The sequence below is a fragment of the Streptomonospora salina genome (genome assembly GCF_014204715.1).
Lineage (GTDB): Bacteria > Actinomycetota > Actinomycetes > Streptosporangiales > Streptosporangiaceae > Streptomonospora > Streptomonospora salina.
In genome coordinates this window covers 258,800-281,982 of sequence record NZ_JACHLY010000002.1, presented here as the reverse complement: position 1 = coordinate 281,982, position 23,183 = coordinate 258,800, and the positions used below count along the sequence as shown (strand labels likewise).

20 protein-coding genes are annotated in these 23,183 nt (G+C 71.4%); 14 read left to right on the top strand and 6 right to left on the bottom strand.

Annotated features, from left to right (window positions below; genetic code table 11):
• The first annotated feature begins 37 nt into the window (after positions 1–37).
• The 4 genes from HNR25_RS24205 to HNR25_RS24190 all read left to right on the top strand — a co-directional run bounded on the left by HNR25_RS24205 (position 38) and on the right by HNR25_RS24190 (position 3,149).
• On the top strand, positions 38–883 hold the full coding sequence (locus HNR25_RS24205; RefSeq protein ID WP_184640208.1) for an NRDE family protein: 846 nt from the start codon (positions 38–40) through the stop codon (positions 881–883).
• A gap of 161 nt (positions 884–1,044) precedes the next feature.
• Entirely contained in the window at positions 1,045–1,257 is a 213-nt protein-coding gene (locus tag HNR25_RS24200) for a hypothetical protein (RefSeq protein WP_184640206.1), read from the top strand.
• Positions 1,258–1,337: 80 nt separating this feature from the next.
• Positions 1,338–2,564, top strand: coding sequence for a cysteine--1-D-myo-inosityl 2-amino-2-deoxy-alpha-D-glucopyranoside ligase (gene mshC, locus HNR25_RS24195; RefSeq protein ID WP_184640204.1), 1,227 nt, complete (start codon positions 1,338–1,340; stop codon positions 2,562–2,564).
• A 168-nt stretch (positions 2,565–2,732) separates the two neighbouring features.
• A complete protein-coding gene (locus HNR25_RS24190; protein WP_184640202.1) occupies positions 2,733–3,149 on the top strand; it encodes an ABATE domain-containing protein in 417 nt (138 codons plus the stop codon).
• 147 nt (positions 3,150–3,296) lie between these two features.
• Here HNR25_RS24190 and HNR25_RS24185 read toward each other — a convergent pair whose 3' ends face one another.
• Complete coding sequence (locus HNR25_RS24185) at positions 3,297–4,142, bottom strand: PAC2 family protein (protein ID WP_184640200.1); 846 nt, start codon at positions 4,140–4,142, stop codon at positions 3,297–3,299.
• A 357-nt stretch (positions 4,143–4,499) separates the two neighbouring features.
• Here HNR25_RS24185 and metH point away from each other — a divergent pair, with 357 nt between their 5' ends.
• Complete coding sequence (gene metH / locus HNR25_RS24180; RefSeq protein ID WP_184640198.1) at positions 4,500–7,973, top strand: methionine synthase; 3,474 nt, start codon at positions 4,500–4,502, stop codon at positions 7,971–7,973.
• A gap of 151 nt (positions 7,974–8,124) precedes the next feature.
• Here the strand turns inward: metH and HNR25_RS24175 are convergent, their stop codons facing one another.
• The gene (locus HNR25_RS24175) at positions 8,125–9,018 is read right to left on the bottom strand and encodes a hypothetical protein (protein WP_184632745.1); all 894 of its coding nucleotides are present in this window, start codon (positions 9,016–9,018) and stop codon (positions 8,125–8,127) included.
• 114 nt (positions 9,019–9,132) lie between these two features.
• Here HNR25_RS24175 and HNR25_RS24170 point away from each other — a divergent pair, with 114 nt between their 5' ends.
• From HNR25_RS24170 to HNR25_RS24150, 5 genes are all read left to right on the top strand, one after another.
• A complete protein-coding gene (locus HNR25_RS24170) occupies positions 9,133–9,654 on the top strand; it encodes a cellulose synthase (protein WP_246464755.1) in 522 nt (173 codons plus the stop codon).
• Positions 9,655–10,417: 763 nt separating this feature from the next.
• A complete protein-coding gene (locus HNR25_RS24165; RefSeq protein WP_184640196.1) occupies positions 10,418–11,416 on the top strand; it encodes an ABC transporter permease in 999 nt (332 codons plus the stop codon).
• A gap of 78 nt (positions 11,417–11,494) precedes the next feature.
• Positions 11,495–13,246 carry an ABC transporter substrate-binding protein gene (locus HNR25_RS24160; protein WP_184640194.1) on the top strand — a complete coding sequence of 584 codons (1,752 nt, stop codon included), beginning with the start codon at positions 11,495–11,497 and terminating at the stop codon, positions 13,244–13,246.
• Between the two features lie 139 nt (positions 13,247–13,385).
• A complete protein-coding gene (locus tag HNR25_RS24155; protein WP_184640192.1) occupies positions 13,386–14,402 on the top strand; it encodes an ABC transporter permease in 1,017 nt (338 codons plus the stop codon).
• Positions 14,403–14,486: 84 nt separating this feature from the next.
• Positions 14,487–16,295 carry a dipeptide ABC transporter ATP-binding protein gene (locus HNR25_RS24150; protein WP_184640189.1) on the top strand — a complete coding sequence of 603 codons (1,809 nt, stop codon included), beginning with the start codon at positions 14,487–14,489 and terminating at the stop codon, positions 16,293–16,295.
• Between the two features lie 65 nt (positions 16,296–16,360).
• Here the strand turns inward: HNR25_RS24150 and HNR25_RS24145 are convergent, their stop codons facing one another.
• Positions 16,361–16,942 carry a hypothetical protein gene (locus HNR25_RS24145; protein ID WP_184640187.1) on the bottom strand — a complete coding sequence of 194 codons (582 nt, stop codon included), beginning with the start codon at positions 16,940–16,942 and terminating at the stop codon, positions 16,361–16,363.
• A gap of 141 nt (positions 16,943–17,083) precedes the next feature.
• Here HNR25_RS24145 and HNR25_RS24140 point away from each other — a divergent pair, with 141 nt between their 5' ends.
• Together HNR25_RS24140 and HNR25_RS24135 are read left to right on the top strand one after the other, a co-directional pair.
• Positions 17,084–18,499 (top strand): sensor histidine kinase, encoded by a 1,416-nt coding sequence (locus HNR25_RS24140; RefSeq protein WP_312862765.1) that lies wholly within the window; start codon positions 17,084–17,086, stop codon positions 18,497–18,499.
• Positions 18,496–19,191, top strand: a complete 696-nt coding sequence (locus HNR25_RS24135; RefSeq protein ID WP_184640183.1) for a response regulator — start codon at positions 18,496–18,498, stop codon at positions 19,189–19,191. The genes HNR25_RS24140 and HNR25_RS24135 overlap by 4 nt, the downstream gene beginning before the upstream one ends.
• Positions 19,192–19,220: 29 nt before the next feature.
• Here HNR25_RS24135 and HNR25_RS24130 read toward each other — a convergent pair whose 3' ends face one another.
• A complete protein-coding gene (locus HNR25_RS24130; protein ID WP_184640181.1) occupies positions 19,221–19,898 on the bottom strand; it encodes a TetR/AcrR family transcriptional regulator in 678 nt (225 codons plus the stop codon).
• A gap of 141 nt (positions 19,899–20,039) precedes the next feature.
• Here HNR25_RS24130 and HNR25_RS24125 point away from each other — a divergent pair, with 141 nt between their 5' ends.
• A complete protein-coding gene (locus HNR25_RS24125) occupies positions 20,040–20,435 on the top strand; it encodes a hypothetical protein (protein ID WP_184640178.1) in 396 nt (131 codons plus the stop codon).
• Between the two features lie 96 nt (positions 20,436–20,531).
• Positions 20,532–20,909 (top strand): GntR family transcriptional regulator, encoded by a 378-nt coding sequence (locus tag HNR25_RS24120; RefSeq protein ID WP_184640176.1) that lies wholly within the window; start codon positions 20,532–20,534, stop codon positions 20,907–20,909.
• A gap of 261 nt (positions 20,910–21,170) precedes the next feature.
• Here HNR25_RS24120 and HNR25_RS24115 read toward each other — a convergent pair whose 3' ends face one another.
• Both HNR25_RS24115 and HNR25_RS24110 read right to left on the bottom strand, forming a co-directional pair.
• Positions 21,171–21,590, bottom strand: coding sequence for a hypothetical protein (locus tag HNR25_RS24115; protein ID WP_184640174.1), 420 nt, complete (start codon positions 21,588–21,590; stop codon positions 21,171–21,173).
• A 182-nt stretch (positions 21,591–21,772) separates the two neighbouring features.
• The gene (locus HNR25_RS24110; protein ID WP_184640172.1) at positions 21,773–23,110 is read right to left on the bottom strand and encodes an RNA polymerase sigma factor; all 1,338 of its coding nucleotides are present in this window, start codon (positions 23,108–23,110) and stop codon (positions 21,773–21,775) included.
• Positions 23,111–23,183 lie beyond the last annotated feature (73 nt).

Genomic DNA, 23,183 nt, shown 5'->3' with positions numbered 1-23,183 from the left:
GCCCGGGAGCCGCGCAGGAGCAGGAGACGGAGGCGGGATGTGCACGGTGATCGTCGGCTTCGACCCTGCGGCGTCGACGCCGCTGGTGCTGGCCGCGCTGCGCGACGAGATGGCCGACCGCGCCTGGGAGCGCCCGGCGGCGCACTGGCCCGAGCACCCCGACCTGGTGGGCGGGCGCGACACCCGCGAGGGCGGGACGTGGCTGGCCGCGCGCCGTCCCGGCGCCGCCGGCCCGCCGCGCGTGGCCGCTCTGCTCAACGGCGTCCTGCCCTCCGGCCGCCACCCGCAATGGGGACCCGCGCCGGGCTCGGCCCCGCCCGCCGGCACATCGGTGCCGAGCGGGACGGCCCGCTTCAGCCGCGGTCGGCTGCCGCTGGCGGCGGCCCGGAGCGGCGCCTTCGACCTCGACGAGTCCGAGGCGCGCCACTACGACCCCTTCCACCTGCTCGTGGCCGGCGCCGACCGCGCTGTGCTGCACTCCTGGGACGGAAGTGCGCTGCGCGAGCAGGCGCTGCCCGCGGGCACCACCGTCCTGGTCAACTCCGGCTGCGACGCCGAGGAGCCGCGCGCCCGCCGCCACGGGCCCGTCTTCGCCCGGACCCGCCCCGACCCGCCGCCGTCCCGGCTCGCCGCCGCCGACACCGTGGACGGGATCTGGGGCGCGTGGCGCGGCCTGCTGGACGAGGCCGCGCGCGGGGACGCCCGTACCGGGGGCACCGGCACCGGCACCGACGACCCCTCCTCGCTCATCGCCCGCTTCCGGCTGGGGGAGCGGGTGTGGGCGACCTCGTCGGTCACACTGGCGGCCTGCGGCCGCGACACCCTGCGCTACGCCTTCACGGCCCGCCCGGGCGAACCCGCCGGCTGGTACCTGGTGCGCTGACGCAGCTGCCGGGGACCGGCCGCTTACCCGCGCGTGAACCGTGCGGCCGCGGTGGGCGTCCGTCTGTGACAGGGACGGTGCCGGTCCCGCGAGAGGCCCCTGCGAGGGAGCCCGGCCGGTCCCGATCCCCGCCACGGGCGCGACGGGGGAGGGGCACGACGATGCCGCAGCCGCGATTGGCGCGGCCCGGCCGCGGCCGGGAGCACCGCGCGCACGGAGCGGGGGAACGGGCCGGGTACTGGCTGCTGTACGTTGTGGCGTTCCCCGCAGCGATGCTGCACTGCCACGCCGGCAACGGCATGGGTGCGCTGCTGTGCGCTCTGGCGGCGGCCGTCGCCGCCACCTGCATCGTCGCCACCCGCCCCCGGAGCTGACCCGGGCGCGCCGGGGCGGGTGCCAGACACTACGGTGCGTCCGGGGCTTCGGTCGCCAAAACGGCCGATATCCTCGGCGTATGCGTTCTTGGCCCGCTCCCGACTTCGTCCGCCTGCCCGGAAACGGCGGCCCGCTCCGCGTCCACGACACCGTCACCGGCGCCGTCCGCCCTCTCGACCCCGGTCCCACCGCCCGGATGTACGTCTGCGGGATCACTCCCTACGACGCCGCCCACATCGGCCACGCTTTCACCTATCTCACGTTCGACCTGGTGCAGCGCGTGCTCCGCGACTCCGGCCATCGTGTCGACTACGTGCAGAACGTCACCGACGTCGACGACCCGCTGCTGGAGCGCGCCCGCGACAACGGCGAGGACTGGCGGGAGCTGGCCGAGCGCGAGATCGGCGTCTTCCGCGACGACATGGCGGCGATGCGGATCCTGCCGCCCCGCGCCTTCGTCGGCGTCGTCGAGTCGGTGCAGCTCATCGCCGATTTCGTCGACCGCATCCGCGCCGCCGGCGCCGCTTACGAGCTCGACGGCGACATCTACTTCTCGGTCGGCGAGGCCGAACGGTTCGGCGAGGTCAGCGGCCTGGGGCGGGAGGCGATGCTGGAGCTGTTCCCCGAACGCGGCGGCGACCCCCGGCGGCCCGGAAAGAAGGATCCGCTGGATTGGCTGCTGTGGCGCGCGGAGCGCCCCGGCGAGCCGGCATGGGACACCCGGCTGGGGCGCGGCCGCCCCGGCTGGCACGTCGAGTGCAGCGCCATCTCGCTGACCGAGCTGGGTGCGGGCTTCGATCTCAACGGCGGCGGCGACGATCTGGTCTTCCCCCACCACGAGATGGGCGCCGCCGAAGCGCGCTGCGCCACCGGGACCGGCCCGCACTCGCGCGCGTACATGCACGTGGGCATGGTCGGGCTCGACGGCGAGAAGATGTCGAAATCGCGCGGAAATCTGGTCTTCTCCTCCCGGCTGCGCGAACAGGGGGTGGACCCGATGGCCGTGCGCACGGCCATGCTGCCGCACCACTACCGCACCGCCTGGCAGTGGAGCGACGAGGTGCTGCAGCAGGGCGCCCGGCGGCTGGAGCGCTGGCGCGCCGCCGCCGACCTGGAATCCGGCCCGGACGCGGGTCCGGCGTTGGAGCGTGTCCGTGCGGCCCTGGCCGAGGACTTGGACACCGCGGCGGCGGTGTCGGCTCTGGACGCGTGGGCCGACAGCGCACTGGCCGGCGGGGGCGCCGACCCGGCCGCACCGGCGCTGATGCGCGACATCGCCGACACCCTGCTGGGTGTGCGGCTGTAAGGGGGTCTGCGGCGCAGAGCCCGGTCGGCGGCGGCCTGCGGACGGGTCGGCGCCGGCCGCTCGGCGCGGCGGACTGCGCCGGATCGGTTCCGCACCGGGGCGGCCGGAAGCGGACGCGCTGGCCGTGTGCGTCACGGAAGCGGCCGTGTCCGTGGTGTGATGGTGGCTATGACCACCCCCACACAGCAGAGTCCCGCAGCAGCCCTCGTCCAGGCGTTCGTCGCGACCGGGGACGGCCTCGCCGACCGCGCCGACCTCGCGGCGTTCCTGCGCAAGCACCGGTTGGCGGCCGAGGGGTCCATCCCCATCACGATGGCCGATTTCGAGGAGGCCGTCTCGCTGCGCGACGCGTTTGCCGCGCAGCTGCTCCGTGCCGGGGGAGCCGGGTACGACGACGAGGCGATCGCGCGGGGCCAGCGCATCCTCGACGGTCTGCGGGTGACCGTGCGGCTGGAGCCGCCGGAGGACCCGCTGGAGCTGCTCGCGCCCGCCGTCGTCGACGAGGTCCGCCGCGGCCTGGCACGCATCGCGGCGGCCTGGGCGGCGGTGCTGGCCACGGGAGAGTGGCGCGGAATCCGGGTCTGAACGCGGGCCGCGGCACGCCCGAACCGGCGCTTCGCGCGGGCGGCCCCTGCCGCGGCGGCCGCCGTGCGGCAGTGGGACGGGACTCCCACCGGTGCCGGGCGACGAGCCCTCGCGGCGGCAGGGGGAACCCGCGCTCGAAGGCCGGTCTCAGCCGCGGCCGCGCCGCTTGAGGTAGCGCTCGAACTCGCGGGCGATGGCCTCGCCGGTGGCCTCGGGAAGCTCGGCGGCGTCCTTGGCCTCTTCCAGGCTGCGCACGTAGCCGGCGATGTCCTCGTCCTCGGAGGCCAGTTCGTCGACGCCGCGCTCCCAGGCCCGTGCCTCCTCGGGCAGGTCGCCCATGGGAACGGTGAGATCGAGCACGTCCTCCACCCGCCGCAGCAGCGCCAGGGTGCCCTTGGGGCACGGCGGCTGGGCGACGTAGTGGGGAACCGCCGCCCACAGCGACACCGCATCCAGACCGGCGGAGCCGAAGGCGTCGTGCAGCACACCGAGGATTCCGGTGGGGCCGTCGTAGGAGGTGGGCTCCAGGTGCAGGGAGCCGCGCAGTGCGCTGGGCGAGGTGGTGCCGGTGATCGGTACCGGCCGCGTGTGCGGCGAATCGGCCAGCAGCGCGCCCACCAGGACGATCCGGCGCACGCCGAGCTCGCGGGCGATGGACAGCAGGTCGCCGGCGAACCCCCGCCAGCGCATGTTGGGTTCGGGGCCGCTGACCAGTACGACGTCGTTGCGCGCCCCCTTGGGGCGGGCGATCGATACGCGCGTGGTGGGCCAGGAGATGCCGCGGTGCTCGCCGTCGACGACGGTCCCGCGCGGACGCGAAACCTGGAAGTCGTAGTAGTCGTCGGGCTGCAGCGACAGCAGCTCGTCGGCGTCCCAGGCCGAGGCCAGATGCTCGATGACCGCGCTCGCGGCCTCGCCGGCATCGTTCCAGCCCTCGAACGCGGCAACCATGACAGGCTCGACGAGCTCGGGTGCGCTGTCGAGCTCGGCCACTGACCGCCTCCTCACGTTTCCCGGTCCCGGACGCCGCGTCCTTCGGCGGATCCGGTCCAGTCGTCGGATCTACGGCGCGTGAAGCCCACGCGCCATACAGACCTACCACGCGTGCCTGCGGCGGCGACAGCCGACGGGCCGCCGGTCGCCGCGCCTGCCGCGCAGAGGGCCGCGACCACCCTATGGCTCAGGCCGCGACGGGCATAACCGCGAAGCGCCGCACGTTCATCCCTGACGGGCGCAGCGCCGCTGTGGCCCTGAACACATGCCCTCTGACCTGCGTTTTCGTGTCCGAAATGCCCGATGAGGGGACCCGCACCCGGAAGCGCGAAGCGGACGACACTACAGTTGACGATTATGAGTTCTCGACTCTCCTTCCGTGATGCCCTCGCCCAACGTGTCCTCGTCGCCGACGGCGCAATGGGCACGATGCTTCAGGCCCATGATCTCGACCTCGATGATTTCAGCGGGCTCGAAGGCTGCAACGAGATCCTTAATGTGACTCGGCCGGACGTGGTGCGATCCACGCATGCGGCCTTCTTCGACGTAGGCGTCGACTGTGTCGAGACCAACACCTTCGGCACCAACTACGCCGCGCTCGGAGAATACGACATCCCCGAACGCACCTACGAGCTCGCCGAGGCCGGCGCCCGCCTGGCCCGCGAGGTCGCCGACGAATACACGACACCTGACCATGCCCGCTACGTCCTGGGCGCGGCCGGACCCGGGACCAAACTTCCCTCTCTCGGCCACATCGATTTCGCCACCATCCGCGACTACTACGAACAGTGCCACCGCGGCCTCATCGAGGGCGGCGCCGACGCCATCCTCGTCGAGACCTGCCAGGACGTTCTGCAGACCAAGGCGGCCGTGGTCGGAGCCCAGCGCGCGCGCCGCGCCATGGGCGTCGACATTCCGATCATCGCCCAGGTCACCATCGAAACGACCGGAACCATGCTGCTGGGCTCGGAGATCGGCGCCGCGCTGACCTCCTTGGAGCCGCTCGGCATCGACGTGATCGGCATCAACTGCGCCACCGGCCCCGCCGAGATGAGCGAGCACCTGCGCTACCTGTCCCAGCACGCGCAGGTGCCCATCTCCTGCATGCCCAACGCCGGGCTGCCCGAGCTGGGCAAGGACGGTGCCGTATACCCGCTGCAGCCCAGCGAGCTGGCCGACGCCCACGACTCCTTCACCGGAGAGTTCGGGCTGAACCTCGCCGGCGGCTGCTGCGGCACCACGCCCGAGCACCTGGGCAAGGTCGTCGAACGCGTCGGCGGCCGCGGCGTCAAGGACCGCAAGCCCGTCCACGAAGCGGCTTCGGCCTCGCTGTACCAGTCCATCCCCTTCCGCCAGGACTCCAGCTACCTGGCCGTGGGCGAGCGCACCAACGCCAACGGGTCCAAGAAGTTCCGTGAGGCGATGGTCGAGGAGCGCTACGACGACTGCGTGGAGATCGCTCGCGACCAGATCAGCGACGGCGCCCACATGCTCGACCTCAACGTCGACTACGTCGGCCGCGACGGCACCGTCGACATGCGGGAGCTGGCCTCGCGCCTGGCGACCGCGTCGACGCTGCCGATCATGCTCGACTCCACCGAGCCCAACGTCATCGAGGCCGGTCTGGAGCAGCTCGGCGGCCGCGCGGTCATCAACTCGGTCAACTACGAGGACGGCGACGGCCCCGACGCCAAGATGAAGCGGCTCATGCCGGTCATCAAGGAGCACGGCGCCGCGGTGGTCGGGCTGACCATCGACGAGGACGGCCAGGCCCGCACCGCCGAGTGGAAGGTGCGTGTGGCCAGCCGCCTCATCGACGAGCTCACCGGCGAGTGGGGGATGGACCGCGAGGACATCATCATCGATGCCCTGACCTTCCCGATCGGCACCGGCCAGGACGAGACCCGGCGCGACGGCATCGAGACCATCGACGCCATCCGCGAGATCAACCGGCTCTACCCGGGCGTGCAGACCACCCTGGGCCTGTCCAACCTCTCCTTCGGCCTCAACGCGGCAGCGCGCATCGTGCTGAACTCGGTGTTCCTGCACGAGTGCTCCCAGGTGGGCCTGACCTCGGCGATCGTGCACGCGTCCAAGATCCTGCCGATGAACCGGATCCCGGACGAGCAGCGCGAGGTCGCGCTGGACATGATCTACGACCGGCGCACCGAGGACTACGATCCGCTGTCGAAGTTCCTCGAACTGTTCGAGGGCGTCGACGCCCAGGCGATGAAGGAGTCGCGCGCCGACGCGCTGGCCCAGCTCCCGCTGTGGGAGCGGCTGGAGCGCCGCATCATCGACGGCGAGATGAACGGCATGGACGCCGACCTGGACGAGGCGCTGACCGAGCGCCCGGCCCTGCAGATCGTCAACGACACCCTGCTGGCGGGCATGAAGGTCGTGGGCGACCTGTTCGGCTCCGGCGAGATGCAGTTGCCGTTCGTGCTGAAGTCGGCCGAGTGCATGAAGACCGCCGTGGCCCACCTCGAACCGCACATGGAGAAGTCGGAGGACGACGAGGGCAAGGGCCGCATCGTGCTCGCCACCGTCAAGGGCGACGTGCACGACATCGGCAAGAACCTCGTCGACATCATCCTCTCCAACAACGGCTACGACGTGGTCAACATCGGCATCAAGCAGCCGGTGTCGACCATCCTGGAGACCGCCGAGGAGCAGAAGGCCGACATCATCGGCATGTCCGGCCTGCTGGTGAAGTCCACGGTCATCATGAAGGAGAACCTCGAGGAGATGAACTCCCGGGGGATGTCCGAGAACTACCCGGTGCTGCTGGGCGGCGCTGCGCTGACCCGCTCCTTCGTCGAGGAAGACCTCGCGGACATGTTCGGCGGCGAGGTCCGCTACGCCAAGGACGCCTTCGAAGGCCTGCGCCTGATGGACGCCTTCATGGACTACAAGCGCGGTGTCGAGGGCGCCGAGCTGCCCGAGCTGCGCAAGCGCAAGGTCAAGAGCGGCGCCAAGCTCGATTTCACCGCGCCCGAGGACATGCCGGCGCGCAGCGACGTCGCCACCGACAATCCGGTACCCACCCCGCCGTTCTGGGGCGACCGGATCAGCAAGGGCGTCCCGCTGGCCGACTACACGGCCTACCTGGACGAGCGGGCGACCTTCATGGGCCAGTGGGGCCTCAAGGGCTCCAAGGGCGACGGCCCCAGCTACGACGAGCTGGTCGAGACCGAAGGCCGGCCGCGCATGCGGGCCTGGCTGGACCGCATCCAGACCGACGGGCTGCTCGAAGCCGCCGTGGTCTACGGGTACTTCCCCTGCTACAGCGAGGGCGACGACCTGGTCGTGGTGGACGAGAAGAGCGGTGACGAGCGCGTGCGCTTCAGCTTCCCGCGCCAGCGCCGCGACCGCCACCTGTGCCTGTCGGACTACTACCGGCCCAAGGAGTCCGGTGAGCTCGACGTGCTTCCGCTGCAGGTCGTCACGGTCGGTTCGGCCATCAGCGGCGCCACCCAGGAGCTGTTCGAGAAGAACGCCTACCGCGACTACCTGGAGCTGCACGGGCTCTCGGTGCAGCTGACCGAGGCGCTGGCCGAGTACTGGCACACCCGCATCCGCAAGGAGTTGGGCTTCGCCGGCGAGGACCCCGACGAGCTCGAATCGTTCTTCAAGCTGGGCTACCGCGGCGCCCGCTTCTCGCTGGGCTACGGCGCGTGCCCCGACCTGGAGGACCGCGCGAAGGTGATGAAGCTGCTGCAGCCCGAGCGCGTGGGCGTCAAGCTGTCCGAGGAGTTCCAGCTCGTCCCCGAGCAGGCCACGGACGCGATCGTGGTCCACCACCCGGAGGCGAAGTACTTCAACGTGTGACCCGGTAAGGCCGGTGCCGCTCCCTCGGCGGGGCGCGCCGGTGCTGCGCGGCGCCGCCGGCACGGCAGCGGGATCGCCTCCCGCCCGCCGTGCCGGCGGCGCCGCGTTTTCGTGGAACACCTAGATCGGTGATGGGGGTTTGGTGGCCTGGTCAGTGGTCGTAGGCGATCAGTGACCGCTTGATCGGGGCATCGATCAGCCAGTTGTGCCAGATCGCGGCGTTGAGCGCGCAGATGCGCTGGCAGGTGCGCGCCCAGAGCCCTTCAGTGGTGCGCGCGGCGTGGCGCTCCAGCCCCAGCTGGTTCTTCAGCGTCCAGATGACCGCCTCGATCCGCTGGCGCAGCCACCCGGGAAACGAGGGGTTCTCGGGCTCGTCCGCGCGGGCCGGGCGGAGGAGCGGATGGCCCAGCCCGGCCGCGGCGCTCTCGATGCCGGCCCCGGCGAAGCCCTTGTCGCACACGATCGGGCCCGGCCCCGGTGCGGGCGGCTGGGCGTGGAGCAGGTGCAGGGCCTGCTTGCGTTCGTCCAGCTCCTTGGGGTGGGCCAGGCTGAAGGCGCAGACCGCCCCGTCGGCGGTGGTGACGAGCATGAGCTTGGCGCCCCAGTAGAAGGCGTGGTGGGAGGCGTCGCGGCCGTATCCGGCGATTTCGCCCAGGCCGGAGCGGTTGACCGTGACCCGGGAGGCGCCGCAGCGCAGCGGGGTGCCGTCCATCAGCCGCAGCTTCTCCTGCCAGGTCGGAACCGCCCGGGCCAGCCACATGGAGGCGGCGAGCAGGGCCGGTGCCGCATCGCGCAGGTGGCGGTTGTACTCGGACTGGCCGGGCAGGCGGGGGAAGAGGTGGCCGATCCGGTCGGGTGCGGCGCGCATCCAGTGGCGTTCGGAGTCGCAGCGCAGCAGGGCTTGGGCGATGGCGACGCAGACGAGTTCGGCGTCGGTGAGCAGCCGGGCGGGGCCGCGTTTTCCCGGTTTCCTGCCCGAGGGCAGGACGTGGTCGTCCAGGTGGACGTAGAGTGCGGTGAGAAGGGCGTCCAGGTTCGTGTTCACAGCTTGAGCATGGGCGCCCTTCGTCATGTCCGCAGGAGTTCCGACAAACTCCCATCAACGATCTAGGGGATGCGCCCGATGTGCGGGGCTGGACGCGGATGCAAGACTGGAGGCATGCCGGAACAGTTGCCCATCGCAGGTCCGATGCTGGGAGCCGCACTCACCGTGGTGGGGCTGATCGTCTCGTGGATCCTCTGGCGGCGCCGCGGCGCCGCTTCGGGGCTGCGCGGCGTCGCGTGGTCCCTGCTGCCGCTGGCCGCGGGCCTTATGGGGCTCATGACGATCCTCTGGCGGCTCGTGACCGACCTGGTCGGGTTCTTCGTCTCCCTGGCCTTCAACCCGATCGTGTGGGCCGGCGTCGTCGTGGCGGGCCTGGCGGTCGTGCTGTGGGTGGCGTCGGGTGTCATGCGGGCACGCGGCGTCGGCGTGCGCACCGGCGCCGCAGCCCCTGCGGCCGAACCGGGCCGCGGGGCGGCCGGGTCGGTCGAGTCCGCGGCCGGTGCCGGCGGCGCCGCCGCTGCGGGCGCCCAGGGGGCTGCGGACGCCCAGGGTGCGAAGAAGAAGCAGCAGCAGGCGGGCGGCGACGACGACTTCGGAGACATCGAGGACCTGCTCCGCAAGCACGGGATCGAGTAGCGGCCCCGCCGCTCGGGCGCGGACCGCGCGGCGTGTGCCCGCTCCGCGCCCGGGCGCAGGCGCCCGTGTGCCGCCCGGGCCCGGGCGCGGGCCGGCGTGTGCGCACCGGCGAGTGCGCTCGCCCCCGGTCCCCGCGCGCCGGATGGGCCGGATGGCGCGGTGCGCCGCAGAGCGCTCCGTCCGGGCGCGCCCCGCATGGGGTCGGCGCCGCGCGGCTTCCGCTCCGGCCGGCGGCGGGAAGCGCATCCCGAATCGCCCCGGGTTGCGGCCGCTGAAGTAAATTTTCCCCACGGACGGGATCTATGTCCTTAGTTTCCGTTTATTATGGCTTAAGACTTCGGTTAAGTCCCTGACCTGGGGCGTGGTCGTAGGTGACCGCCGTCTTCCGTTGTACACACACGGTCCCGGCGTGCGCGCGCGGAGTCACGTCACGTCGAGTGACGGATCCGCGGTACTCGCGTCACGATTGGGCTACATCGTCGGATTTTGGACGTTCGGTGTTGTACTGCGGCGTACATTGATCGCCGTGCCGCATTGGACCGGCGGTAACGGTGCATCTGTCCACGTTTTCACGGGTCCAGCGGAGAACTCTGCTACACGGGCTCGCGGGGCATCCTCCGCGGTTCGTGCCGGCGCGGAGTCCGGGCGCCTACGCCCACCGGGCGTGTGCGCCTCACGGGTGTGCCGGGTACCTCCGGCATCTCCCGAACGCAGAAGACTGTGCCGCCGTACAGGGCGGGACTAGTGGGGGAGTAGTGGTGCCATGACCGCGCCGTTGGACGAACCGGGGGCGACCGAGCAGGCTCAGCCCGACGCTGACGCCGAGTCCGGCGGCGTCCGCGACCGCGGACGCTCCCTGGGCCAGATCGCCTGGATGCGGCTGCGCAAGGACCGGGTCGCGATGACCGGAGGCGCGTTCGTCGTCCTGATGGCGGCGGTGGCGCTCTTCGCTCCGCTGATCGTCGGCCTGCTGGGGCAGCCGCCCAACCAGTGGAACCGCGACATGCTCGACCCCGCGCTGGGCACGCCGATCGGCGGCATGGGCGGTATGAGCGGGGACTACCTGTTCGGCGTCGAGCCGGTGACCGGCCGCGACATCTTCAGCCGCATCGTCTACGGCGCCCGCATCTCCATGCTCATCGGGTTCCTGGCCACTCTGGTCTCGGTGGTCCTCGGCACCGTCATGGGCATCATCGCCGGCTACTTCGGCGGCTGGGTCGACTCGCTGATCAGCCGGCTCATGGACATCTTCCTGGCCTTCCCGCTGCTGCTGTTCGCCATGGCCCTGGTGGGCGTGCTGCCCGACGCCGCGTTCGGCCTGGAGGACAACGCGCTGCGCATCGCGATCCTCGTGTTCATCATCGGGTTCTTCAATTGGCCCTACATCGGCCGCATCATCCGCGGCCAGACCCTCAGCCTGCGTGAGCGCGAGTTCGTCGAGGCCTCGCGCAGCCTGGGAGCGGGCAACTTCTACATCCTCCGCAAGGAGCTGCTGCCCAACCTGGTGGCGCCGATCCTCGTGTACTCCACGCTGCTGATCCCCACCAACATCCTCTTCGAAGCCGCCCTGTCCTTCCTCGGTGTCGGCGTCGAGCCGCCCACGGCCACCTGGGGCGGCATGCTCTCCGAAGCGGTCGACTACTACGACTCCGCGCCGAACTTCATGCTCGCCCCCGGACTGGCGATCTTCCTGACGGTGCTGGCGTTCAACCTCTTCGGCGACGGTCTGCGCGATGCGCTCGACCCTCGCACACAGTCCTGACCGACCACGGATCCGCACAGGTGCACCGCACCCGACCGGTGCCCGCACCACCGATCGCGTAGAGAAAGGCAAACGCCAGTGAGTAAGAAATGGCTGGGCCTCGCCGCCGCCGGTACATCGGCGGCGATGCTCCTGACCGCCTGCGGAGGCGGCGGCGGTAACGAGGACGGCGGCAGCGACGTCTCCGTCGACGACTCCGCGATCAGCGGCATCGTCGACGAGAGCACGGAGCAGGGCGGGACCCTCAACTACGCCCACTCCGACCAGTTCGACTCGCTCGACCCCGGCAACACCTACTACGCCGCCAACTGGGACTTCACGCGGTACTTCGCCCGCACCCTGGTGACCTACGAGCAGAAGCCCGGCGAGGCCGGCCTCGAACTCGTCCCCGACCTGGCCACCGACCTCGGCGAGGTCAGCGACGACGGACTCACCTGGACCTACACCCTCAAGGAGGGCCTGAAGTTCCAGGACGGCTCGGACATCACCGCCGAGGACGTCAAGTACGCCATCGCGCGCAGCAACTTCGCCCCCGAGGTCCTCAACAAGGGGCCGAACTACTTCAACACCCACCTCGACGCCGGCGGCTACGAAGGCCCCTACGAGGACGGCAACCTCGACAACTTCTCCGGCATCAGCACCCCTGACGACCGGACCGTCGAGTTCCACCTGAACGAGCCGTTCGCGGAGTTCGACTACCTGGCCGCCTTCCCGCAGACGGCGCCGGTCCCCGCCGACGCCGACACCGGCGACCAGTACCAGACCCAGGTCGTCTCCAGCGGCCCGTACCGGTTCGACGGCGAATGGACTCCCGGCAAGCAGCTCACGCTGGTGCGCAACGAGGAGTACGACCCCGAGACCGACCCCCTGACCCGCAACCGCCCGGACAAGGTCCAGGTGCAGTGGAAGCAGGAGGAGAACGACCGGGACAAGCGCCTGCTCAACGGCGACCTGCACATGGACGTCTCCGGCGTCGGCGTGGAGGCCTCCGCCCGCCAGGACATCCTGCGCGACGACGAGCTGAAGGCCAACGCGGACAACCCGCAGACCGGCTTCCTGCTGTACTTCGCGCTCAACTCCAACGTCGAGCCGTTCGACGACCGGGCCTGCCGCGAGGCCATCCTCTACGGTGCCGACAAGACCGCCATGCAGGGCGCCTGGGGCGGATCCATCGCCGGCGACATCGCCACCAACATGCTGCCGCCCTCGATCCCGGGCTACAAGGACACCGACCCCTACGGCACCGAGGGCCAGACGGGCGACGAGGCCAAGGTCGACGAAAGCCTCGAAGAGTGCGGCATGGCCGACGGCTTCTCCACCAACATCGCCTACCGGTCCGACCGGGACAAGGAGAAGAAGGCCGCCGAGGCCCTGCAGCAGTCCCTGAAGCAGTACGGCATCGACACCGAACTGAAGGGCTACCCGGCCGGCACCTACACCAGCGAGCAGGCGGGCTCGCCCGCGTTCGTCGAGCGTGAAGAGCTGGGCATCCTCGCCTACGGCTGGGGCGCCGACTGGCCCTCCGGCTACGGCTTCCTCCAGCAGATCATGCACGGCGACGCCATCAAGGACGCCGGCAACGCCAACCTCTCCGAGCTGGACGACCCGGAGGTCAACAAGCTGCTGGACCAGGCGGCGACCACGGACGACCCGACCTCCCGCGAGGAGATCTACGCCGACGTCAACGCCCTGGCCATGGACTCGGCCACGTTCCTGCCCTACCTGAACCAGAAGGCGCTGCTCTACCGGCCCGAGGGCCTGAGCAACGTCTACTTCAGCGAGGCGTACAAGATGTACGACTACTCCGCGCTGGGGCTGGAGCAGAACTGACCCTTGATCCGGCCGGGCCCCCGCGCACCAGCGGGGGCCCGGTCCCGGGTCTGTCACCGGTGCGCGACGGCCACAAGCCCGGCCGCACCCCCGGCATTCTCACTCGTAGCAAGGCAGGTGAAGGCTTCGGCCGCCCGCTGTGATCCGATACATTCTCCGCCGCCTGGTCGCGGGCGTCGTCCTCCTGCTCGTGGTCACCATGGTCGTGTTCGCGATCTTCTTCCTGGTGCCGCGCCTGGCCGGCATCGACTCCGACGGGCTGGCGGCCCGCTACGTCGGCAAGTCGCCCAGCCCCGAGGCCATCGCCGCGGTCAAGGAGCGGCTGAACCTCGACGAGCCGATCACCGTGCAGTACGGGGAATTCGTCTCCGGACTCGTGACGGGTACGGAGTACGACAGCGGCACCGACATCATCCACTGCGACGCCCCGTGCTTCGGCTACTCTTTCAAGACCAACACCGAGGTCTGGCCGCAGCTGATGGACCGGTTGCCCGTGACCGGTTCTCTGGCGATCGGCGCCGCCGTGATCTGGGTGCTGGCCGGCGTGTCCATCGGCGTGCTCTCGGCGCTGCGCCGCGGATCCCTGCTCGACCGGGCGGCGATGATCACCGCGCTGGCCGGCGTCTCGCTGCCGATCTTCTTCACCGGCCTGGTGTCACTGGCACTGCTGAGCTACTACTGGCCGATCTTCCCGCCGGGCGGCAGCTACACCGGCATCACCGAGAACCCGCTCGCCTGGGCGCACGGGCTGGTCCTGCCCTGGGTGACCCTGGCGTTCCTCTACGCTGCGATGTACGCGCGGCTGACCCGCGCCGGCATGCTCGACACCATGGGCGAGGACTTCATCCGCACCGCCCGTGCCAAGGGCCTGCCCGAGCGCACGGTGGTCACCAAGCACGGCCTGCGCGCCGCGCTGACCCCGATCATCACCATCTTCGGCCTGGACTTCGGGCTGATGCTGGGCGGGGCGGTGCTCACCGAGAGCACGTTCTCCCTCCCCGGCCTGGGCAAGTTCGCCGTCGACGCCATCCGCGGCAACGACCTGCCGGTGGTCCTGGGAGTCACCCTGCTCACCGCGGCGTTCGTGGTCGTGTGCAACCTGATCGTCGACGTGCTCTACGCCTGGGTCGACCCCCGCGTGCGCGTAGGCGCCTGAGGCAGGGGGAAAGCCATGCCGATTTCCGTGTCCAGCACCGCAAACACGCCCGCAGGGGCCAACCGGACCGAAGGTGAGGCGGCCATGACCGATCCGGTCGTCAGCGTCAAGGATCTGCGGATCACGTTTCCCACCCTGGAGGGGCGGCTCACCGCGGTGGACGGCCTCTCCTTCGACGTCCCCGACGGCGGGGCGGTGGGCATCGTCGGCGAGTCCGGTTCGGGCAAGAGCGCCACGTCCCTGGCGCTGATGGGCCTGCACCGCGGCACCAACGCCGACGTCACCGGCGACATCACCGTCGCCGGCACCAGCATCAACACCGCGAGCGACACCCGGGTCCGCGCCATGCGCGGCAACGACATCGCCATGGTCTTCCAGGACCCGATGTCCTCGCTGCACCCGCAGTACACGATCGGCAACCAGCTGATCGAGGCGCTCAAGGTGCACCGGCCCGGCGCCTCCGCCTCCGACGCCCGGGCCCGCGCCGTCGAATCGCTGGACCGCGTCGGCATCCCCGACGCCGCCAAGCGGATCAACTCCTACCCGCACGAGTTCTCCGGCGGCATGCGCCAGCGCGCGCTGATCGCCATGGGGCTGATGTGCGAACCCACGGTGCTGCTGGCCGACGAGATCACCACCGCCCTGGACGTCACCGTCCAGGCCCAGATCCTCGACCTGCTCGACGACCTGCGCAACGATCTGGGGATGTCGCTGATCCTGGTCAGCCACGACCTCGCGGTGGTGGCCGGGTCGGTCGACGAGGTCCTGGTGATGCAGAACGGCGGCGTCGTCGAACGCGGCGACGTGCGCGACGTCCTGTCCGCGCCCGCGCACCCCTACACCAGGTCGCTGCTCGCCGCGGTCCCGCGAGTGGACGTCTCCCGCGCCCAGCGCCGCGCCCAGGTGCGCGCCGAGCGCCTGGAGCCCGCCTCCGAAGGCCAGGGCGAGCAGGCCCAGCGAGCTCAGCGCGCACGCCGGCGTGCCGACGCGGAGGCGGCCGAGCAGCGCACCGGCGCCACCGCCAAACCGGAGAAGAGCGACGAGGACGCGGCGCTGCTGTCGGTGCGCAACGCCCGCATGCGCTTCAAAGTCCGCGGCGGTCTGCTGGGCGGTGCCAGCGATTTCTACGCCGTCGACGACGTCTCCTTCGACCTGCACCAGGGCGAGACGCTGGGGATCGTGGGCGAGTCCGGATCCGGCAAGAGCACCCTGTCGCGGATGATCACCCGGCTGCTCACCCCCACCTCCGGAGAGATCGCCTTCGAAGGCCGCGACATCACGCGGCTGTCCGAGCGCAAGCTGCGCCCGCTGCGCCGCGACATCCAGATGATCTTCCAGAACCCGTACTCGTCGCTGAATCCCCGCGTCACCATCGGCGACAGCATCGGCGCCGGCCTGCGGGTGCAGGGCGAGACCGACACCAAGCAGATCCAGCGCAAGGTCCAGCAGCTGCTGGAGCGCGTAGGCCTGGAGGCGTCGCACTACAACCGCTTCCCGCACGCGTTCTCCGGCGGCCAGCGCCAGCGCATCGCCATCGCCCGCGCCCTGATCCTGCGGCCCAAGCTGGTCATCTGCGACGAACCGGTATCGGCTCTGGACGTGTCCACCCAGGACCAGGTGCTGCGGCTGCTCGACGAGCTCCAGGACGACTTCGATCTGACCTACATCTTCGTCGCCCACGACCTGGCCGTGGTCCGCCAGGTCAGCGACCGGGTGGCGGTCATGCGCCAGGGCGAGATCGTCGAGCTGGACCACAGCGACACCGTCTACGAGGCGCCCCGGCACGACTACACCCGCGAGCTGCTGACAGCGGCCCCGGTCCTCGACCCGGTCGAAGCCAAGCGGCAACGGGAGCAGCGCGCCGAACGCCGCCGCGCGTCGACCGCGGCATAGGCCGGCCGCACCGGCCGTGACCGTGTGCTCGGCGCCGTCCGCGGCGCCGAGCACACGGCCGCCCGCTACCGGCGGCCGCCCCCGGCGACGGCGTCCCCGTCCTCGGCGCCGGAGCCCGGGCGCAGCAGCGCCTCGGCGGCGATCCACACCGAAGCGACGGTGTGGATCGCGAGGACGATCCCCAGCGGAGGGAACGTCTGCTGCAGGGCCGCGGTGCGTTCGGGATCGCCCACCAGCAGGATCAGTGCGCCCAGGACGCCGGCGCCGACCGCGCACGCCGCTACGCAGCGCAGCCACGCGGCGGCTTCGCGCCGCACGGCCGGTATGCCGCGCTTGGGCGGTCGCGTCGGCGGCGGCCCGCCGGCGAAGCGATGGGCGAAGCGCACGTCGAGCCAGCCGACGACGCTGCTCCCGTAGGCCACGGTGAAACCGAGGTAGAGCGCGCCCAGACCGTGCGAGGAGTCCGCCGTCCCGCCCAGCGCCAGATGCACCGCGATCACCGCCAGCAGTACCAGGTCGACCAGCGGTACCGACACCAGGAGCGCGCTGCTCAGGCGGCTGCGCCGCAGTACGTAGCGGGCGGCGAGCCCGCCTGCCGCGAATATCCAGAACAGCGCTTCGCACGCCAGGATCAGCCCGACGATCACAGCGATCCCCCTTACGCCCGCGCGGGCAGTCGATGTCCCCAGCATCGCGGGCCGCCCCCTCCCCGGGGATCGTCGCGGGTAGGGAGATCCCTGCGACGTTGGATGTACGCATCCGCGGGCCGCACGTGCTGGGATGGAGCCGTGAGAGGACGACCGCCCGGCCGCGAGCTGCTGGACCACCCGCTGCTGGGTGGCCGCGCCTACCTTGGAAGCGCCCTGTGGGCGGGGGCGATGTTCGCGCTGGGACTGCTGCTGTGGGGCGTGGGAGCCTACTTCTGGCGCGACGGCATCGGTCCGCACTGGCTGCTGGCCACCCTGGCCGCCGTCTGCGGTCTGATGCTCTTCCGGCGCACGGCGCCCGGCGCCGTCCTCGGCGCGGCGACACTGGTCCTCGCGGTCGACGCCGCGATCGGCCCCTCCTCCGCTGTGATCATCGTCTACGGCGACGCTCTGTACGCGGCATGCGTGTGGGGCCGGCGCCGATCGGCCGACACGGTGCTGGCCCTGGTCTGCGCGGGCGGGGTGGCGGTGACCGCGTCGCTGGCGGCGGCGCTGATGCTCGGAGCCTTCCGGGGCGGGCTACTGGAGCTCGTCCAGGTGATCGGGCTCTACGTCCTGGTCTTCGCCAGCCCGGTCATCAGCGGCCTGAGCGTACGCGAACACCGTCAGCGCACGGCTTTGGAACGCGAGCGGGCCCGCCAGATCGAGCGGATGGCCGAACTGGACCGGCGCAACGCCGTGACCGAGGAACGCGGCCGGGTGGCCCGCGAGCTGCACGACGTGATCGCCAACCACCTCAGCGCCGTTGCGGTGCAGTCCACCGCCGCCCTGTCGATGCGCGAGGCCGATCCTGCGCGGATGCGCCGAATCCTGGGAGTGATCCGTGACAGCAGCCTGCACGGCCTCACCGACATGCGTGCCATGATCCGGGTGCTGCGCGACGAGGAGGGCGGATCGCACCTGGATGCGGTGACTCCCCGGCTCTCCGACGCCGACCGGTTCTTCGCCGATGCCCGCGAAGCCGGGGTGGAGGTGGAGGTCGCCTGGCCCGACGGCGTGCCGCCGCTGCCTCCGCGCGCCGACGCCGCCGCCTACCGGGTGCTGCAGGAGTCGCTGACCAACGCGCTACGCTACGCCCATCCGAGGCGGGTCGAGGTGGTCGTGGACGTTCGGGCCGGCGATGCGGTCGGACGGGGGAACGGCCGGGAGGACGGGATCGGCGCGGGCGAGACTTCCGGGGGGCGAACGCTGGTCGTGAGCGTGAGCAACGGCGTCGCCGAGGCAGGGGAGGGGGCGACCGGGGTGCTCCACGGACAGGGCGCGGGAGCGGGGCTGACCGGGATGCGCGAGCGGGTGCTGCTGCTCGGCGGACGGTTCAGCGCGGGTCCGGTGGACGCGCGGACGTGGCGGGTGCGGGCCGAGATACCGCTGTCGCCCGCGGAACAGGCGTCCGGCGCCGAGCCGCGTGGGTCGGCCGCGGACGGCGGTGCCGCCCAGGACCCGGGCGGTGCCGGCGCGGCGGAGCGCCCTGCAGGAGCCGAGGACGGTGTGCGGTGATCCGGGTGGTGGTGGCCGAGGACCAGTGGGCGGTGCGCTCGGGCCTGGTGATGATCCTGGACGCCGCCGACGACATCGAGGTCGTCGCCGAGGCCGCCGACGGCGAGGAGGTGGTGGCGGCCGCCCGCCGTACCGGCTGCGATCTGGTGCTGATGGACGTGCGGATGCCGCGCAAGGACGGCATCGCAGCCACGCGCGAACTCGCCGGGTCCGGAACCGACGTCCTCATCTTGACGACCTTCGACCTCGACGAGTACGTCTTCGGCGCGCTGCGTGCCGGAGCCGCGGGTTTCCTGCTCAAGAACATCGAGGCCGACGGCCTGACCGATGCGGTGCGCGTGGTCGCACGCGGCGAGGGCATGATCGCACCGGCCGTGACGCGCCGCCTCATCAGCACGTTCGCCGGAGCCGGAGCCGGAGACGGCGCGGGCATGGGCGCGGGGCAGCCCGGCGCCCGAGCCGCGAGCGGACGCGTCCTGCCCGCCGCCGCGTCGGTGGCCGAGTTGACTCCACGCGAACGCGAGGTGCTGGCCTGGGTGGGCGAAGGGCTGTCCAACCGGCAGCTCGCCCGGCGGCTGGGCATCACCGAACCCACGGCCAAGACCCACGTCAGCCGCATCCTGGCCAAACTGGATCTGCAAAGCCGCGTGCAGGCCGCCATCGCCGCCCAGGAGCTCGGGCTGACCCGCTAGGGGTGCGCGTCCATCGCCGGGTCGGAGCTCTAGGGGCGCAGCGACGCCAGCAGGGAGTCGAGCCCGTCGGTGAACCGGCGCCGCGGGTCCAGCTCGATGCCGCTCAGCGCCGCCGTGTGCGGGAACCGGCCGTCGACCACCGCCGGATCCCGCGCGGGCAGCCCGTTGGCGCGCACTTCGTGGATGACGGCGCCGGTCACATAGGAGTCCAGCGCCGCGGCCGCCTGGACCGCGTCGGCGCCGCCGAGTCCGGCCTCGGCGAACGCGGCGTAGTGCAGTTCACGCGTGCGCAGCGCGGCTTCGGTGTCGGGGCGGCGGTGGATGAACAGCGGCAGCGCCTGGGCGTGATCCAGCAGGGCGCGTCGGTAGTCCAGCGCCCAGGTCCGCAGGCGCTCGTCCCAAGACCTGCTGTCGGAGGGCTCTCCGGCCCCGCCGGCGGCGCCGTCCTCCCCGCCCGGCCCGACCTCCCCGGATTCGGCGTCCGCATCGCCGGGGGAGCCGCCGGAGACGTCGCTGATATGGGCCACGATCGCCTCGAAGAGCTGCTCCTTGCCCAGCGGGAAGTGGTGGTAGATCGCCATGGCCTCGACGTCGAGGGCGTCGCCCAGTCGGCGCATGGTCAGCCGGCGCAGGCCCTGGCCGTCGATGATGCGCAGGGCCTCGGTGATGATGCGGTCGGCGCTGAGGCCGGCGTTGTTTCGGGTCACGTCCGGATCCTAGGATTACTACGTAAAGGCGGCTGTTACTGCATCCTGGCCTCGCCAGGTGATCTCGACCCCTCTAGAGTGGAAGCGCCGACGCCCTCGGCGCGTCCCCTTCGTACACTCAATCGCACATCGGGAGCGAATATGGCCTTGGGACAGCGAAAAGTCGACGACGCCGCGCGCACGCGCCTCGCCGAGGACCGGCACGAAGCCGACCGGCTGCCGGAACTGCTCCGCGCGGTCGCCGGGGCCGAAGAACGGCTCGCCGAGGCACAGCGCGCCGACGCCGGCGTCCAGGAGCTGAACCGCCGCGGCGTGGAGCTGGACACCGCTCTGACCGGGGCGATGCGCGCGGCCTACGCCCAGGAGCGGGTGCTGATCGGCGCGCGCGGCTATTCCGACGGCATCTACCGCCGCAAGCGGCTGGCCACCCGCGACGTCCGCCGCGCGACCGAGACCGCCGAGCGCTTGCTGACCGCTCGCGAACAGCACCGCCTGCACGGGATCGAGCAGGTGCCGCGCGACCCCGCAGCGGTGTGACGATGTGCGCCGCTTGCTTCACGGTGGGACGATCGGGGCAGGCGTTCGCGTGCACGCCGCAGGCACCGCGCAGGTTACAGGGAGTGGGGGGCGAGGATGCCGGACGCGATCCGGATCGACCCGACGTCGAAGGTCCCCCCGTATGAGCAGATACGGGCGGCGGTGGCCAACGCGGCCGCCAACGGCGACTTGCCCGTGGGATACCGGCTGCCGACCGTACGCGCGCTGGCCGAGACCCTGTCGGTGGCCGTGAACACGGTCGCACGCGCCTACCGTGAGCTGGAGCAGGCCGGGGTCGTCGAGACGCGCGGCCGCTCCGGCACCTACATCGCCGCCGGCGGCGACTCACAGCGCGCCGAGGCGGTCGCGGCGGCCCGCAGCTACGCCGACGTCATCGCGAAGCTGGGACTGGACCGCGGCGAAGCGCTGGAGATCGTCCGCGCCGCCCTGCGGAGCCGGGAAGCCGAAGTGTAGCGAGCCGCGCCCGGCTTCGCGGGGCGGGCGACGTACCCCCGGTTGACGACCGGGGCGGGAGGCAGTCGGCGCACGGCCCCCGCAGCGCGTTCCGGATGCGCGAGGGGCGGCTCGTCCTGGCCGAGCAGCAGGTGAAACGGTACGGGTCCGCCCGTCCGCGGTCGGCGGTGAAGCAGGACGCCGCTGCCGCGAGGCGGTCCGCCTGAGCGGGGCCGCCCCATCGGGACGGTGGGAACCCCCTCCTTCAGGAGGGGGAGGACGTCACCTCCGGGTACCGACCACGCTGACGAGGTAGAACAGGAGCGTCCCCACCCAGACGAGGACGAGGCCCGGGGCGCCCATGATGCCGCCGCAGATCGCGCTCAGCGGGATCAAGAAGCACATGGCCACGAGGCCCATGGTCATCCGCGGCGTCCAGCCGTGGTCGCCCTTCTTCTGGGGTGCCGAGCGCGCGTCGGGCCGCGTCGGGCCCACTCCGGCTTCGGCGAGGCGGCGGCCGACCCGTTCGTCGACCGACGCGTCGAGCCGTTCGACGATCGCGGTGGCGATCGCGCCGTCGTACTCGGGGCCGAGTTCGCGTGAAGCCCGTAGCGAGGCGGCGACGTCGGCGGCGGCACCGGTGTCGGCCGCGTGAGCCGGGGAGGCGGGATCGGTCGGGGCGGCGTCGGTTTCGTGGACCATGACCGTATTCTCGCCCCCGCGCGGGCGGCGGTCACCCCCCGCATGGGGATCTCCGGGCAACCTCGGGGGTGACCCCGAGTTCCGGGAACCGGGCGAAGAAGGCGCGAAAAGACCCCGTGCCCGCACGGTGGCGGGCACGGGGTCTGTCGTCCGGGGGCGGATCGGGTGCGGCCGCCGCCCGGTCAGCTCGCGAAGTCGAGCAGCTGCTGGGCCCGGCTGGGGTGGCGCAGCTTCGACAGCGACTGCTTCTCCAGCTGGCGGATACGCTCGCGGGTCAGCCCCAGGTGCTTGCCGATCTCGTCCAAGGTCCGCGGGCGCCCGTCCATCAGCCCGAAGCGCAGCGACATGATCGTCGCCTCGCGCGGTTCGAGGTCGTCCAGTGCGCTGCGGAGCTGGTCGGCCATCAGCTGCCGGTCGACCACCTCGGAGGCCTCCGAGGCGTCGATGTCCTCGATGAGGTCGCCGATGCGGGTCTCGCCGTCCTCGCCGATGGTGGAGTCGAGGCTGATGGGCTGGCGGGTGATCCGCAGCAGTTCCTCGATCTGCGACGGCGACTTGTCCAGCTCCTTGGCCAGCTCTTCCGGCGTGGGTTCGCGGCCCAGAGTCTGGTGCATGTCCCGCTCCAGGCGGCTGACCTTGCTGAGCAGTTCCAGTACGTGCACGGGCAGTCGGATGGTGCGGGCCGAGTCGGCGAAGCCGCGCTGTATGGCCTGGCGGATCCACCACATGGCGTAGGTGGAGAACTTGAAGCCCTTGGTGTAGTCGAACTTCTCCACGGCCCGGATCAGGCCGAGGTTGCCCTCCTGCACGACGTCCAGCAGCGACATTCCGCGGTCGCTGTACTTCTTGGCGACCGAGACCACCAGCCGGAGGTTGGCCTCCAGCATGTGCTGCTTGGCGCGCCGGCCGTCGTCGGCGATCTCGGTGAGGTCCTCGTGGTCCTCTGCGCTGAGCTCCTCGGGGCCGGGAGACTCCTCGAGGGTGCCCAGGCGGTATTCGGCGTAGAGCCCGGCCTCGATCCGTTTGGCGAGGTCGACCTCCTCTTCGGCTGTCAGTAGCTGGCGGCGGCCGATAGCCTTCAGGTAGGTGTGGACGGAGTCGCCCATGGCCGGGGACTGGTCGTCGAGGTCGGCCTCGGGAGCCTCCGGCTCCTGCGTGGGCAGGCTGACGCTGACCTCTTCGGTATCCTCGGATTTGGCCTCGTCGGCCTCGCGGGGTGCGGTGTCCAGCGCCTCCTCAAGCGCTTCGTCCTCGGCGTCGGCGTCGACGGACTCGACCGCTGCGTCGCCGCCCCCGTTGGCGAGCCGCACGCCTGCGTCGGCGAGTTCCCGCAGGATGGAGCGGCCGTCGGCCGGGCTGATGCCCGCAGCGGTGAACGCCGCGCGGAGCTCCGCAAGGGACAGGTGTCCCTGGGAGCGCCCCCGGGTGATCAGCTCGTCCAGTGACGACGCGGACGCGACATCCTTGCCGGCTGCGGTATCCGCCACCGTGGCAGAAGTGGCTAGGGCAGTGCGCGACATGAAGGCACCTCCCTCCCTTCCAAGACGTAAGGCGCGTGGCGGTAGGAGCCCGCCGGTTTCGCACGCCACTATG

Bases quoted from the DNA above. Each gene is read 5' to 3' on its own strand.
- HNR25_RS24205 (WP_184640208.1), top strand. From the start codon at position 38: ATGTGCACGGTGATCGTCGGCTTCGACCCTGCGGCGTCGACGCCGCTG.
- HNR25_RS24200 (WP_184640206.1), top strand. From the start codon at position 1,045: ATGCCGCAGCCGCGATTGGCGCGGCCCGGCCGCGGCCGGGAGCACCGC.
- mshC (WP_184640204.1), top strand. From the start codon at position 1,338: ATGCGTTCTTGGCCCGCTCCCGACTTCGTCCGCCTGCCCGGAAACGGC.
- HNR25_RS24190 (WP_184640202.1), top strand. From the start codon at position 2,733: ATGACCACCCCCACACAGCAGAGTCCCGCAGCAGCCCTCGTCCAGGCG.
- metH (WP_184640198.1), top strand. From the start codon at position 4,500: ATGAGTTCTCGACTCTCCTTCCGTGATGCCCTCGCCCAACGTGTCCTC.
- HNR25_RS24170 (WP_246464755.1), top strand. From the start codon at position 9,133: ATGCCGGAACAGTTGCCCATCGCAGGTCCGATGCTGGGAGCCGCACTC.
- HNR25_RS24165 (WP_184640196.1), top strand. From the start codon at position 10,418: ATGACCGCGCCGTTGGACGAACCGGGGGCGACCGAGCAGGCTCAGCCC.
- HNR25_RS24150 (WP_184640189.1), top strand. From the start codon at position 14,487: ATGACCGATCCGGTCGTCAGCGTCAAGGATCTGCGGATCACGTTTCCC.
- HNR25_RS24125 (WP_184640178.1), top strand. From the start codon at position 20,040: ATGGCCTTGGGACAGCGAAAAGTCGACGACGCCGCGCGCACGCGCCTC.
- HNR25_RS24120 (WP_184640176.1), top strand. From the start codon at position 20,532: ATGCCGGACGCGATCCGGATCGACCCGACGTCGAAGGTCCCCCCGTAT.
- HNR25_RS24115 (WP_184640174.1), bottom strand. From the start codon at position 21,590: ATGGTCCACGAAACCGACGCCGCCCCGACCGATCCCGCCTCCCCGGCT.
- HNR25_RS24110 (WP_184640172.1), bottom strand. From the start codon at position 23,110: ATGTCGCGCACTGCCCTAGCCACTTCTGCCACGGTGGCGGATACCGCA.